19 protein-coding genes are annotated in these 12,923 nt (G+C 45.3%); 11 read left to right on the top strand and 8 right to left on the bottom strand.

Annotated features, from left to right (window positions below):
- Nucleotides 1–65: 65 nt before the first annotated feature.
- A complete protein-coding gene (locus K2Q26_05010) occupies nucleotides 66–446 on the top strand; it encodes a response regulator (GenBank protein ID MBY0314854.1) in 381 nt (126 codons plus the stop codon).
- A 5-nt stretch (nucleotides 447–451) separates the two neighbouring features.
- Here the strand turns inward: K2Q26_05010 and K2Q26_05005 are convergent, their stop codons facing one another.
- A complete protein-coding gene (locus tag K2Q26_05005; protein ID MBY0314853.1) occupies nucleotides 452–814 on the bottom strand; it encodes a hypothetical protein in 363 nt (120 codons plus the stop codon).
- A gap of 385 nt (nucleotides 815–1,199) precedes the next feature.
- Here K2Q26_05005 and K2Q26_05000 point away from each other — a divergent pair, with 385 nt between their 5' ends.
- Nucleotides 1,200–1,526, top strand: coding sequence for a hypothetical protein (locus tag K2Q26_05000; protein MBY0314852.1), 327 nt, complete (start codon nucleotides 1,200–1,202; stop codon nucleotides 1,524–1,526).
- A gap of 110 nt (nucleotides 1,527–1,636) precedes the next feature.
- Nucleotides 1,637–2,125, top strand: a complete 489-nt coding sequence (locus K2Q26_04995) for a hypothetical protein (protein MBY0314851.1) — start codon at nucleotides 1,637–1,639, stop codon at nucleotides 2,123–2,125.
- 34 nt (nucleotides 2,126–2,159) lie between these two features.
- On the opposite strand, the gene K2Q26_04990 is transcribed toward K2Q26_04995, so the two are convergent.
- Nucleotides 2,160–2,468 carry a metalloregulator ArsR/SmtB family transcription factor gene (locus tag K2Q26_04990; protein ID MBY0314850.1) on the bottom strand — a complete coding sequence of 103 codons (309 nt, stop codon included), beginning with the start codon at nucleotides 2,466–2,468 and terminating at the stop codon, nucleotides 2,160–2,162.
- A gap of 43 nt (nucleotides 2,469–2,511) precedes the next feature.
- Here K2Q26_04990 and K2Q26_04985 point away from each other — a divergent pair, with 43 nt between their 5' ends.
- The 4 genes from K2Q26_04985 to K2Q26_04970 are packed head-to-tail and all read left to right on the top strand — an operon-like array spanning nucleotide 2,512 to nucleotide 5,216.
- The gene (locus K2Q26_04985) at nucleotides 2,512–3,552 is read left to right on the top strand and encodes an MBL fold metallo-hydrolase (GenBank protein ID MBY0314849.1); all 1,041 of its coding nucleotides are present in this window, start codon (nucleotides 2,512–2,514) and stop codon (nucleotides 3,550–3,552) included.
- 3 nt (nucleotides 3,553–3,555) lie between these two features.
- Nucleotides 3,556–3,978 carry a YeeE/YedE family protein gene (locus K2Q26_04980; GenBank protein MBY0314848.1) on the top strand — a complete coding sequence of 141 codons (423 nt, stop codon included), beginning with the start codon at nucleotides 3,556–3,558 and terminating at the stop codon, nucleotides 3,976–3,978.
- Complete coding sequence (locus K2Q26_04975) at nucleotides 3,979–4,410, top strand: YeeE/YedE family protein (protein ID MBY0314847.1); 432 nt, start codon at nucleotides 3,979–3,981, stop codon at nucleotides 4,408–4,410.
- Complete coding sequence (locus K2Q26_04970) at nucleotides 4,410–5,216, top strand: sulfite exporter TauE/SafE family protein (protein ID MBY0314846.1); 807 nt, start codon at nucleotides 4,410–4,412, stop codon at nucleotides 5,214–5,216. The genes K2Q26_04975 and K2Q26_04970 overlap by 1 nt, the downstream gene beginning before the upstream one ends.
- Nucleotides 5,217–5,232: 16 nt before the next feature.
- On the opposite strand, the gene K2Q26_04965 is transcribed toward K2Q26_04970, so the two are convergent.
- Together K2Q26_04965 and K2Q26_04960 are read right to left on the bottom strand one after the other, a co-directional pair.
- The gene (locus K2Q26_04965; GenBank protein MBY0314845.1) at nucleotides 5,233–5,880 is read right to left on the bottom strand and encodes an alpha/beta hydrolase; all 648 of its coding nucleotides are present in this window, start codon (nucleotides 5,878–5,880) and stop codon (nucleotides 5,233–5,235) included.
- 106 nt (nucleotides 5,881–5,986) lie between these two features.
- On the bottom strand, nucleotides 5,987–6,601 hold the full coding sequence (locus tag K2Q26_04960) for a TetR/AcrR family transcriptional regulator (GenBank protein MBY0314844.1): 615 nt from the start codon (nucleotides 6,599–6,601) through the stop codon (nucleotides 5,987–5,989).
- Nucleotides 6,602–6,700: 99 nt separating this feature from the next.
- Between K2Q26_04960 and K2Q26_04955 the strand changes: the two genes are divergently transcribed.
- The 3 genes from K2Q26_04955 to K2Q26_04945 are packed head-to-tail and all read left to right on the top strand — an operon-like array spanning nucleotide 6,701 to nucleotide 9,243.
- Nucleotides 6,701–7,747, top strand: coding sequence for a cyclopropane-fatty-acyl-phospholipid synthase family protein (locus K2Q26_04955; protein ID MBY0314843.1), 1,047 nt, complete (start codon nucleotides 6,701–6,703; stop codon nucleotides 7,745–7,747).
- On the top strand, nucleotides 7,744–8,448 hold the full coding sequence (locus tag K2Q26_04950) for a hypothetical protein (GenBank protein MBY0314842.1): 705 nt from the start codon (nucleotides 7,744–7,746) through the stop codon (nucleotides 8,446–8,448). Before K2Q26_04955 ends, K2Q26_04950 begins: the two co-directional genes overlap by 4 nt.
- 9 nt (nucleotides 8,449–8,457) lie before the next feature.
- Nucleotides 8,458–9,243, top strand: coding sequence for a DUF1295 domain-containing protein (locus K2Q26_04945; GenBank protein MBY0314841.1), 786 nt, complete (start codon nucleotides 8,458–8,460; stop codon nucleotides 9,241–9,243).
- Between the two features lie 23 nt (nucleotides 9,244–9,266).
- Here K2Q26_04945 and K2Q26_04940 read toward each other — a convergent pair whose 3' ends face one another.
- Both K2Q26_04940 and K2Q26_04935 read right to left on the bottom strand, forming a co-directional pair.
- Nucleotides 9,267–9,746 (bottom strand): hypothetical protein, encoded by a 480-nt coding sequence (locus K2Q26_04940; protein ID MBY0314840.1) that lies wholly within the window; start codon nucleotides 9,744–9,746, stop codon nucleotides 9,267–9,269.
- Nucleotides 9,747–10,127: 381 nt separating this feature from the next.
- Nucleotides 10,128–11,435, bottom strand: coding sequence for a paraquat-inducible protein A (locus K2Q26_04935; GenBank protein MBY0314839.1), 1,308 nt, complete (start codon nucleotides 11,433–11,435; stop codon nucleotides 10,128–10,130).
- Nucleotides 11,436–11,531: 96 nt separating this feature from the next.
- Between K2Q26_04935 and K2Q26_04930 the strand changes: the two genes are divergently transcribed.
- Nucleotides 11,532–12,035 (top strand): hypothetical protein, encoded by a 504-nt coding sequence (locus tag K2Q26_04930; protein ID MBY0314838.1) that lies wholly within the window; start codon nucleotides 11,532–11,534, stop codon nucleotides 12,033–12,035.
- A 13-nt stretch (nucleotides 12,036–12,048) separates the two neighbouring features.
- On the opposite strand, the gene K2Q26_04925 is transcribed toward K2Q26_04930, so the two are convergent.
- Both K2Q26_04925 and K2Q26_04920 read right to left on the bottom strand, forming a co-directional pair.
- Entirely contained in the window at nucleotides 12,049–12,393 is a 345-nt protein-coding gene (locus tag K2Q26_04925; GenBank protein ID MBY0314837.1) for a hypothetical protein, read from the bottom strand.
- Between the two features lie 324 nt (nucleotides 12,394–12,717).
- Nucleotides 12,718–12,923 (bottom strand): hypothetical protein (locus tag K2Q26_04920; protein ID MBY0314836.1); only part of this gene is annotated, 206 nt, incomplete at its 5' end.

Genomic DNA, 12,923 nt, shown 5'->3' with positions numbered 1-12,923 from the left:
CTAAATTTACAAAGTTTAACTAAAAAATAGACGCACTAATTACAATCAGATAATAACAAGATTCGATGAGTGTACTGAATAAAACCGTGATTTTAGTCGTAGATGATTCAATAGATAACCGCGAACTATTGCAAGTCATTATTGAATCCAAAGGATATACCTTTTGTGGAGCTGAGAACGGTCAAGCTGCACTTGAAGCGCTAGAATCACTACCGACGCTCCCTAAATTAATATTATTGGATTCGCAAATGCCCGTTATGAACGGTTCTGAATTTCGATCGAAGCAAAAAAAGAGTCTTCGTTTTCGAAAAATACCGGTGATTCGCATGTCAGCGGCTAACGTGGCGGATATGAGCGCCGAGATGAATGACGTTGCTGGAGTATTGACCAAGCCCTATCAGATTGAGGATGTCTATAAGGTCGTTAGCGAAGATTACTCGTTGTAGTTGACTCACAAACTCTCGCTGATGATCTCGAGGTCGTTTTCGTAATTATCTTTACCCACCATAAAAATAACATAATTGAGAATAATAACCTCATCACGGCGAGAGGCGACAAAACCCCTTAATGATACAGTTCCATTATGAGTCTTAATCGTGATCTGACGAGCGAGATGCGACAACCCATAATCATGATGAATTTTCTTCTTGAGAAGGTTGGTAATCTCAATATCTTCGCGCAACGTGGGATGATTGTCCGAACTCATCTCCTTAAGGCTATCAATGCCCTCAACCGCAATGGAGGAGCGATACGCAAAAATAAGAGGAGTAAGAAAGGCGATAACTGCGATTCTAGAAAGTAAACGTCGTGACATACATTATCCTTTAATCCCTCGACAGCCCTCGACGGAAAGTATCGCTGGCGCGGCACCACGAGCATAAGAGTCAAAAAGAATTGATGGGGATCAAACTTCTCTTTCTCGTGGTCCCGCATTTCAGTTTCGATGGATCAAAACTGAAACTATTGCGTTTTTTATTTGCAAACGATTGGCCACTTGTAAATTTCTGTTGTTTATAATTAGAACGTGCGCATTTTCGATCTGGAGAGGCGCCCGCTTTATTTCAAAACAACTCTCAAAGAGAATGGGGAAATAATTATCCCCTTAAACTAAAAGTGCCCCTAAACTAATTACACTTTCGGCTGAGATTTTCGGAGACTGAGCCAAGAGCGGCTGCAGTTTTGCAACCGTGTCTAGTACGATGATTCAACGTCTCATAACCGTATCGAAATTCACCTTCTTCCTTTTCGTCAGCGCCTGCCTGTCACCGGCTCATCATGGAGTGATCCAGCACAGAGTCAGCGCCACGCATGCCGAAGTTTTGATAAATCGAAGAGCAAGTTATATTGGTAAAGAGGTTCTGGTGTACGGTCACAAATGCACCGCGAATGGCCTGGTCACACCGAGTCCTTGCGTAAACTACGCTAAGGGATACGGAAAAATCAGCGAAATCAAAGCCGGTGACATAAGCATTGTTGAGTTTTCGCCGGAGACCCCATTCGAGGTGGGAGATTTCGTGGAGTATTAAAAACCGAGAATACCCACGAAGGCATAAGACCCTTCCGTCAATTACGCATTGCACTTACAAAGACACGTATTGCATTTGTGGAAATTTAGATTTTAATCTCTAGAAGACTTATGTTACAGAATGAAAACTTAGTGAACACTTTAGATCAGCTCAAGACAACCGTGTACCTCAAAAATATTTACGGTCGTTATATATCGATGAATTCCAACGGAATTCAGCTCCTTCGCGAAACGCGCGACCAGGTTCTGGGTAAAACTCCGTTTTCTCTATTCGACTCCCAAACGGCCCAACAAATGGCAGACACCGACGCCTATGTCTCCCAAATCAAAGGCTCCTTTACGTCGGTCTTCGACGCGAAAGACAAATCTTCCGGCAAATCTCTTCCCATTTTTACAACAAAAGTGGCTGTGGTTTCTCCATCGAGACTCCCCCTAGGGATTTTAGGCATTTCTTTGACAGGAATGAGTGATCGTTCGTTGTACGCTGAGGCTCGCAGCTTGCTCCCTAAATTCATTCTCCAGAAACAATCGATGCTGGTCACCGAACTGCTCGAACTCAAAACTGTCGGTGATTTCTTTAATTTTTACCGAATTCATTAAGAATTATCGGAGTTACAGTTCTAGGCTTGTGGCTTTACTTACAAAAAATCCGATGGAGCTCGGTCATGATTTCGAGGACTCTGGGATCCAAGATTGAGTAATAAACCATTTTTCCTCGCTTTTCGGACTGCACTAATCCCTCAAGCCTCATTCGTGACAAAAACTGAGACACGGCCGACTGAGAGGCTCCGCAAAGATCTTCCACTTCACCCACGGTCTTTTCGCCGGTGGTGAGATGGCAGAGAATCATTAATCTTTGAGGATGCGCTAGGGCTTTCATCAACCGAGACACATCATCACAGTTTTTTCTCATTTTATTTGCGAGAGCAGTAGACTTCGACATATTTATATATTATGATATTATAATGTAAAAGCAAGGAGATTTTATGGCCAACCCTCAACCCCTCATTTTCCAGCAACTTTTTGAAGCTAAAAGCTCCACCTTCACGTATCTCCTTGCCGATCACCAATCTAAGGAAGCGATTTTGATTGATCCGGTTCTCGAGACTGTCGATCGGGATTTAAAATTGATTTCGGAGCTTCAATTGAATCTCAAATATGTCCTTGATACTCACATTCATGCCGATCACGTCACGGCGGCCGGTGAAATCCGAAAACGCCTCGGCGTAAAAACTGCGGTGGCCCAAACGGCAAATGTACCCTGCGTAGATGTCTATTTAAAAGAGGGAGACACTCTTACGTTTGGAAATTTTCATTTGAAAGCCATCGAAACTCCGGGGCATACCGATGCCTCGTTAAGTTTCTACTGCGAGGGCATGGTATTTACCGGAGACGCACTTTTGATTCGCGGCTGTGGACGGACTGACTTTCAAAGTGGATCGCCCGTGGTGCTTTATCAAAGTGTCACCCAGAAACTCTTCCGGCTGCCTCCTGAGACCGTGGTCTACCCGGGACATGATTATAAAGGATTCACCTCATCGACGATCGAGGCCGAGATGAACAACAACCCGAGACTCGGTAAGAATAAGTCTCTCGAAGAATTTGTGGAAATTATGAATAACCTTAAACTTCCCTATCCTCAACAGATGGACAAAGCGGTCCCCGCAAATCTCAAATGCGGAACTCCTGCCGACGAGCAAGAATCGAGAGCCGTTCCCATCATCTCGCCAGAGACTGTGCATCTCCAAAAGGGAAATCCTCTCATTATCGATGTCCGTCCCGCGGAGGAGTTTGCCGGCGAACTGGGTCACATCGAAGGCGCTCACCAGATCACCTTAGGCGAACCTTTAAAAAACTTTCTCGAAGGCTACAACCGCAAGGAAAGAATTATTTTTGTGTGCCGATCTGGCCGACGTTCCGAAGAGGCCACAAAAACCGCTCTGGCTCTGGGGTACACAGATGTCTTTAACATGGATGGCGGCATGTTACGCTGGAACGAACTGCAACTCCCGCGGGCGAAAGGATAATTTATGCACAGCTATTGGCTCTCCCTCCTTGGAGGAGTGTTCATCGGGATTTCGGCGTCTTTATTATTACTTTGGAACGGTCGAGTTTTGGGTGTGAGCGGCATTGTGGGCGGATCTCTGATTTTTAAAAAAAATGATTTCTTGTGGCGACTTATCTTTATATCAGGTTTAATCTGCGGAGGATTTTTCCTACAACTCTTTATACCTCAACAACTCAACATAAACTTGGAACGATCTTGGATAGGGATTGGAATCGCTGGCCTTCTCGTCGGTTTTGGAACCTCTCTGGGAAATGGTTGCACGAGTGGCCACGGAATCTGCGGCATCAGTCGACTCTCCGCTCGGTCCATCGCCGCAACCCTCGCTTTTATGATCGCGGGCGTGGTCACTGCGACTCTCGTAAGAGTTTTAGGGGGAGTCGTCTAAATGCGCTCACTCATCGCTACTTTTTTTGTCGCGTTCCTTTTTTCCTTAGGACTTGGTATTTCGGGTATGACTCAACCCCAAAAGGTGATTTCGTTTCTCGATATTTTTGGAAACTGGGATCCCTCACTCGCCTTCGTGATGATGGGGGCGATTACGGTCCACTTTTTATCTTATCGATGGATCGTCACTCATCGCCGCACTCCCGTCCTAAAAGATAAATTCCTAGTGCCCCCGCCAGGGGTCATCGATTTTAAACTCTTGAGCGGATCGGTTCTTTTTGGAGTGGGCTGGGGGCTTGCGGGGTTTTGTCCCGCGCCCGCCATCACCTCACTGGCCACTCTGCAATGGGAGATATTGGTATTTGTCCCGGCGATGCTTGCGGGAATGTTTATCCATCGGGCGATCCTCGCAGATCGGAAATCCCCGCAGTGATCGAACTTTTGGGCTACATTCTTACATTAATTATGGGAGTATCCCTCGGACTTATCGGAGGCGGGGGCTCTATCTTAACCGTCCCGATTCTTTATTATTTCTTTTCTCAAGACTCGATCACCGCAACATCCAACTCCCTCTTTATTGTTGGGGCCACTGCACTGATGGGTGCTTTTAAATATTATCGAAAAGGTCATGTTCAAATGGGCACTGCGGTTCTCTTCGCCTTGCCCAGCTTTATTGGCGTTTACATGGCCCGCGCACTGATCCTACCGAACATTCCCCATTCGGTCCTTTCTGTTTTTGGTGTTGAAATCACCAAGCCCATACTGATTATGATTTGTTTTTCTTTAATTATGATGATTGCCTCCCGAGCCATGATTCGGGCAGGACGTTTAGGAAAAGCATCAACGGCGGAAGTGATTTCTGTACCCCTAGTGAGCATTACTTTTAAAGGACTCTTTGTAGGCGTGGTGACTGGATTTGTGGGAGCTGGCGGGGGTTTTCTGATTGTTCCCGCCTTGACTTTACTTCTCGGTCTTCCGATCCGTAAAGCTGTAGGGACATCTCTGGCGATCATCACCGCCAATTCATTCTTTGGTTTTTCGATGAGCTTCTTGTCCCTTTCCTACGAAGTGCCTTGGATATTTTTATTCATGATTAGCGGGCTGGGTATCCTCGGAATCCTCATCGGAAATGGTCTTTCCGATAAAATCGCCGAACATCATCTTAAGAAAGGCTTCGGTTACTTTGTACTCATCGTGGGTTCCCTGATCCTCGTCGATCAAATTCTGCGTTCACTATAGCAAAGCTGACTGCCAACTAAAGTCCCTGTCGCGTCTTTCGCCGCAGAAAATCGATGCCCAAATCCACAGAGTGCTGACTTAGGAAATAAACGGCAAGATGCCCCATGAACGAAACCGTATGCGTTTCCACCGGGCGTTGCTTGGCCTTGAGTGCGGCTTCCATTTTTAGCATTTGTTCGTGCTCGACGATTTTGTCCCATTGACCATGATACAAAAACACCGGAGGAGAATGGTCTGTGACGTGATTCACCGGCGACGCTGCCTTCCACACGTCAGGCTTTTCGCTCAGGGGTACTCCTAAAAGCTTAAGAACCAATGGCGAATTCGGCCACACGGTGAGGTCGGCCGGAGTTCCTCCTGAGACGATGGCCTTTAAACCCGTCGACGGCTCTAGGCCCGCAAGCAGAATCAGATGAGCTCCTGCAGAATACCCCCACCCTGATATGTGATCCGGATGAATTCGATATTTTTTCGCATTAGCCCTTAGCCAATGGATGGCGTCTCTCACATCTTCGACGGCCCGTGGGTATTGATTTTGAGGAGCCAGCCGATAAGTCATATTAAAAACGACAAAGCCCGCTTTCGCTAACCGTTTTGATACAGCCTCCATGTCCCCGCTCCGGCGACTCCAACCCCCACCATGAACCACAATCACTGCGGGCAAAGACTCGCCTCCATTCGGAGAATAGAGATCCCCAGAAAGATGAACATCCCCAAGAAAAAAATACGGCGAAGATCATCCAGTTCCATTTTGAACTCATATCATCCTATCAGCACTCATCGATTAAAGTTTTTAAAGCCCATCCCACAGCGTCTTCCATTTCCGCTCCACTAAAACCAAAATCAGATTTGATATCATGCCAGATCTTTGCATTCACCAGTGAAGTGATCAGGGCGAGTCGCTTAAGTCTTTCCGGAGTTACGTCTAACTTTTTCTCTTGCTGAATTTTTTGAATCATAACAGCGGTGAGCTTTTTTCGAAATGACACTCGCGCTTGTTGTCCGAATGAAGACAATACGTAAGCCGTTGTGAGATTTTCGTGCTCGTCAAAAAGCTTAAAAACCTTTTTTGCAAAACCTACGAAATCTAGATTTTCCATTTGCGAGCCCGCCGCCGACAAATAGTTAACGAGGTAAGCATCCATCGCTTCCTGCAAACATTTTTTATCTTTAAAGAAACGAAACACGGTCCGTTGAGTGATGCCGCAATTCCTGGCCACTTCGGCAATTTGAACTTCCTCACCTCGGCGCTCCACTAATAATTCAATGTAAGCACGAAGAATGGCCGCCTGAGTTCGAGCCGCTTTTTCGGCGCGAGTCGTGTTGTCATACTTTCTTGGGATTTTTGCGGACTCTGAGATGTTTTCAGATGTATTTTTAGACAAATGGCCTCCCATCTCTTTCATAATCCCATTTACAAGATCAGAGTTCAATGATTTAATGTCAGCCATGGTGACATTAAATTGTGCACCTAAGGAGCTCCTATGTTAAGCCTTCTGATCGAGTTGACCGAACGAGGAGTTATTCCCAATTCTTTAGTTCGCATAGGGATTCGTAAACTTTGTGCCGACAGACTCAAAGAGCTTCGAGGTCAAGAAAAATTAGAGCCTCGATTTCAAGAGGAATATATAGAGATGCTCAAAGCCTCTCCCATTGCTGTATTCACGGAAGCCGCCAATGAACAACACTACGAAGTCCCTGCCGATTTTTTTCTTCAGGTCTTAGGATCGAATCTCAAATACAGCAGCGGCTATTGGACTGACGATGCCCAATCTCTCGATCAAGCCGAGCGAGAGGCCCTGGACATCACCATGCAACGGGCGGAGCTTCGCGATGGTATGGAAATTTTGGAATTGGGCTGCGGTTGGGGTTCACTGTCCTTATCCATGGCTCAAAAGTTTCCGCAGTCCAAGATCACAGCCGTTTCTAATTCCAGCTCCCAGCGACAATTTATCGAAGGGGAAGCTAAAAAAAGAAATCTAAAAAATCTAAGAGTCATTACACAAAACGTGGTTCTTCTCGAAAACTTCGAAGATTCAAAAACCTTTGATCGCGTGGTCAGCGTAGAGATGTTTGAGCATCTTCGAAACTACGAGGTCTTGTTTCGTCGGATTTCCAACTGGCTGAAGCCCGACGGAAAATTGTTTGTCCATATCTTCACCCATAAGAACTACGCCTATCTCTTTGAGACCGAGGGTGATGACAACTGGATGGGTAAATATTTTTTTACCGGCGGCCAAATGCCAAGCCACGATCTTTTTAAGTCTTTCCAGTCGGATCTCACCCTTGAGAAACAATGGCTATGGGACGGAACTCACTATCAGAAGACCTCCGAAGCCTGGCTGAGTTCTCTGGAAAAAAATCGACATAAGGTCATCGAAATTCTTGCTAAAACCTACGGAGAAGGAGATGCTTTCCGCTGGTACAACCGGTGGAAGGTTTTCTTCCTCGCGGTCGCCGAGCTCTTTGGATATAAAAACGGGAGCGAATGGGGAGTTTCTCACTACCTCTTTTCAAAGGATAAAAAATGAAGCTTTTCACTGTTCTTGTGACATTCATTTCAGTGACTGCGTTTGCAGAAACCCAAAAGGCTTTGATCTATCCCCTTGGGAAAACGGAAGGTAAACCTCTCTTCGTCCAAACGACCGAAGTCACGACTTTGGAATCGGGAGAGCGCCAATGGACTTCGAAGATCGAGGACGCCGACGGAAAAGTAGTAATGACCGAAAAAGCTCAAATGAAAGACACAAAGGTTTTGAGCCAATATATAGAACAACTCCAGATCAACGAGGCCTACGAACTTAAAGTGGAAGATAAGAACGCCCTATTTCTCACTTATAAAATCAAAGAGGGCCAAAAAGGGTCACCGGTGGATACGAATAAAATTAAAATGGAAGATGATTTTATTACCGGCCCACTCACTCAAACCTACCTTCAAAAAAATTGGGACTCTCTCATGGGTGGAAACACGGTTTGGGCGAATTTTGGAGTCTTTGAAGTCTCAAAGTCGATCGGCTTTCAGTTTCGAAAGGTGGCGAGCACGGATGAGACTCTAGAGCTTAAAATGAAGCCGTCTAACTTTTTTATTTCAATGCTCGTGGATCCCATTTATATTCAACTGAACAGTAAAAACAAACGCATTGAGAAGTTTAAAGGTCGAACACCGTTAAAAATCATGAAAAATGGAAAATGGAAGTCTTTCGACGCCGAAATCCTTTATCAATATCAATAGGACAAAATTATGAACGCTTATATTGTTGGTTCCCTTGCCGTATTTATACTTTTCCAGATCGGTGCCGTCTTTGGTTTAATCTACCGACGCAATGATCTCGCCGACGTTCTTTGGGGTCCTGGATTTTTACTCACGGGACTCGCGGCCGTGGGCGGAAAATATCTTCAGGGTCATCAGTTTCAATGGGGACTGACTGAGATTCTCATTTTTCTTTTTGTAGGGATCTGGTCCACCCGTCTCGCTATATATGTAGGTACTCGTTACTACAAAAAAGGAAAAGAAGACGTCCGCTACAACAATTGGAGAAAAGCCTGGGGCGACACTTGGCTGTGGAGATCGTATCTGCAAGTTTTTGTTCTGCAGCCCATAATTCTTATCGTAATGGCTCTCCCCATCATGAGAGCGGTTGAAGTGGCTCCGCAGACGTTCTCTCTCATTACCGCGATTGGAACCGCAGTGTGGATTTTCGGTTTTCTTTTTGAGTGTATCGCTGACGATCAGCTCCGTCGCTTTACGAAGGACCCCAAGAATAAAGGGCGCATCATGGACCGCGGTCTGTGGAGTTGGAGTCGTCATCCCAATTACTTCGGCGAAGTGGTCCTTTGGTGGGGAATATTTCTAATGGCGTCGAATCTCGAAGATCTCTGGCTGGTCGTCGCACCGATTGCCGTCACAATTTTGATCTTGAAAGTTTCTGGCGTCGATATGTTAGAAGCTTTGATGGAAAAGCGCCCTGGGTTTGCCGAGTACAAAAAGAGAACCTCGGTTTTCATCCCGCTTCCTCCGCGAAAGTAAGCGGGCTTCCATCTTAAAAAAGATCAATTACAGACCAGGCGTTTGACTCCTTGAGTGGCGCCTTGGAAATTAATGTCTCCGTTATTGATCGTCCAATCCTGAACCACAAAGTTTCCGCTCGCACAAGAAATACACGTGTAAGTGTTTTTTGCAATCGGGCCCTGTCCTGCCGGACATGTCCCTCCTCCCAGTTTTTTCGCGGCGTTGGATGCGCCCCAGTTGACGGTCTGAGTTTGTCCTTCGACGGTGCAAGGTCCACCGAAAGGCGTGGCCACACTACCCTCCGGATTGCTGGGCATACAGCCAGCCACGGTTTCCAGATTTGTCAGGGAATACCGTTTTGGACTTCCCATAATCTGATCTCCCTCGTGCAGATCAGAAGAGTCTAAAGCCTCGACTCCTGAAGTGCTACGACTAGTCGAACCACAGTTTTGAAAACTCAATGTGATTCCAACACCTGCAATTAAACTCAACGCGAATACGGAAATTTTTTTTAATTTCATTTAATCCCACCTTTTCAATGACGAAGAACTCTCAAAACACCCACAGTTGCACACCGAAAATTGATATCACCATCGTTTGTCATTCGAGGCTCGAGACTGATATTATTTGAATTCCACTAGATACAATTATGGACATTATACCCCCCGATACCTGAATTGATTCAGTCTTACTATGTTAAATGCACGGGTTATAAATACCAAGGATGATTATTCTCATCAACGACTGATCCAAAACATTGATCACAGGGACGAAATCGGATTTCAAAATGAATTCGTCATCTTATGTAGATCTCGAAAAAGATTCTAAATTTCGAAAAATGAATTAAAACGAAACATTTCCATAGTTCCATTGTATCACATCGACGCAAAACTCTTGAAACCTTAGCCTTTGGCGTGATCTTGAGTTGGCGTTTTCTGATCGATCATACTCGGGAGAAACATCGCGAGTGTGGCGTAACTGATGAAAATATAAAATCCAATTTGGAGACTGGTCCCGTTGGTGGTGATCATTTCTACTTGAGAAAGCTTCGCACTCAACGTGGAAAATTGACTGGTCACCATTCCATTAAATCCGATATATGCCATCAGAATCGCGACCACCTGAACATCAGCCATGGACCACTTGCCCGATTTTAATACGAAGAATTTGACCCACCATCTCTTCTGTGCCCCGAACACGTCATAGTAATAAAAGATCGATGAGGACATTTTAAGAAGCGGGAACACCACACTGAACATCACCATGAGGACGCCAACAACTTTCATTTGCATATCTTTATGGGACATCATAATCCAAAAAACGTCGATGATACTTTTACTTTGAAAGTAAACCACTTGATTCTCAAAAGAGATCGGATAGCCCAAAATAATAAAACCAAACTTAGAAACCTTAGCTTCCATATCGATCATAGGGCAAGTCACTCCCACAAATAACAATGTCAGTAATGTCGCCAGGCAAAGGAAAAAATGTGTCGCTGGGAGTTTGGTGCGATGAAATCCTAAAACTAAAAACAAAAAGGCTGAAAGACCAATCAATTGCCACGCCAGATGCTGGAGTCTCTCTGTCTCGATCGGAGTTTGTTCCGTCAACATTTTGCGAGCCTCGTCTTCACTAGAAACGCCAATTCTTTTGACGATTTCGTCAATTTCCGCCTTGTCCTCGGGTTCAAAGGTGTTTTTCAAATACTTGTCGATCCGCTCTTTAACAACCTCTTTGAGCTGCTGCTGAGTTTTGTCTTTCGTCATCTCTTGAACAATAAGATCTGCGTACCCCGGAATTCCTTTTTTTATATCCTCGACATCCACCAGAGCATCGATAAACTTTTGCTTCACCCAGCCCGTCGTTGAGCCTTTATTGGCGTCACGAACTTGATCCGCAACTTTGTCGATCAGTCCATTGAGTTGAACTTCCATATGCTCTTTGATTTTCACCTTATTTGTTTCATTAATTTCGAAGTTTTCGATCTCTTTGACGATAATATTCGCCATCTTATCCTTCCACACGGAAACACTAAAAAGTCCATACTTCATGTGGTTGATGTTGGCATAGTCATACTTACGAATCTGTTGAGTCAAAGAGCGAGAGACGATCTGCTCCGACAAAAATGCAATGCCCGCAAATAAGAGAATACCGACGAATAAACGGAGGTAGTTAAGTAAGCGCCGGCGTTTGCGAAATTGTTCCTGCATATAGAGGTCCTTAAAATAACATTGTCTTTTAAAATTGCTACTTCTTTCTTCTGAATCCGACTTGGTTATCAATAAAAAGTTTGGTAAAATTTGTGAATGTTACGCTTGATCTTATCCATTCTTTTTTTGGGGACCCTCTCAGGATGCGCAACCCCAACTCCTTATCAACCTGGAGCCGACGAACAACCGGGCTATCACGAGGTGAAGATCTCTGAAAATAAGTTTAGAGTCACCTTTATCGGCAACAGCTCTACATCCCGCGAGACCGTCGAGAATTATCTCCTTTACAGAGCTGCCGAAATCACCCTCGCGCAAAAAGCTGACTACTTTGAGGTGGCCGAGAAAGATGTCGAGGCCAAGACCGATTATATATCAACCATGACTCCTTACTACGGGAACTATTCCATGGGCGGTCGTCGCCGCTTTCCTTACTACGCTCATGGTTACTCTTCGGGTCGCAGTGACCTATACGCCCAAACTCGTTACGAGGCGGTGGCCTATATCTCATTAGGACGAGGCCAACCCGTCAACGAAGCAAATTCTTACATCGCTAAAGAGGTGGAAACCAATTTAGCTCCGCTCATTCAAAGAAAAAAATAAGCCTGTTTCAAATCTACTTCGAACCGGGGCGAGTCGGCTTCTGGGTGGAACCATCGGTTCCGTGCTCGGGATCTGGCCCAGACGCGTTACCCATGGGATCGGTCGTTTTTTTAAGGAGTGCCGGATTTTTGCGGCGTCGATCCTGGAGACTGCCCTTGTCACCGTCTCGAACAATGGCGCCCTTGTTCGCCTCCGGGGATGTTGTTGTAGCTGGGTCTGTGGCGGAGCCTGGAGTTCCCGGAGCGGGAGTTTCTGTAGGTCGCATGGGGTGCGGAGATGTCGGCACAGGCTGCGCCAAAGATTGTTGTATAAAAACAAGACCCATTAATAAAATTAAAACCTTAAAATATCCGCTCATAGATCAGTTCCTCCGCGGTTCCATAGGATATAGCTACCCTCATTGTTTATTGATTGGCATACCCAGAATCCTCGGAAGAGGCCACGGTGTTCGAATCGTAAATATTTAAATTGCTCTCACTTGGCATAAAAACAGGAACCCATACCAAGGTGATCAGAATTATTAAGATAATAAACTTCATCTTTTCCTCCGTGATATTAATACGACGTCCCTGCCATCTACATATGCAAATCTAAAGCCGAGATGAGTTAGAATTTAAAAAGACTACAAATGATGAAGGGACTTTTCTGAACGACGTTCGAATCAAATGGTCCCTAATCTCCTTTAAAAGAAAAGTGGGCTCAAGTCCGCTCGGACCTTTAGATTCTTTTTCATCATCTGCTGAAGTTCGAGCGCGTTCTCCATCGCAAAGCCAAACGTGGTATTATCAAAAATACACCACGAGGAGGGGGCATCGAGCTGAGTTGCAATTTGTGACAGGTAGGAGTTGTTATAGCGACTTTTATAAATCTCGGGGGTTCCATGCAACC

The organism is Bdellovibrionales bacterium (genome assembly GCA_019750295.1).
Lineage (GTDB): Bacteria > Bdellovibrionota > Bdellovibrionia > Bdellovibrionales > JAGQZY01 > JAIEOS01.
Note: the sequence above shows the minus strand (reverse complement) of the source record. Positions and strands in the feature narration are given on the sequence as shown.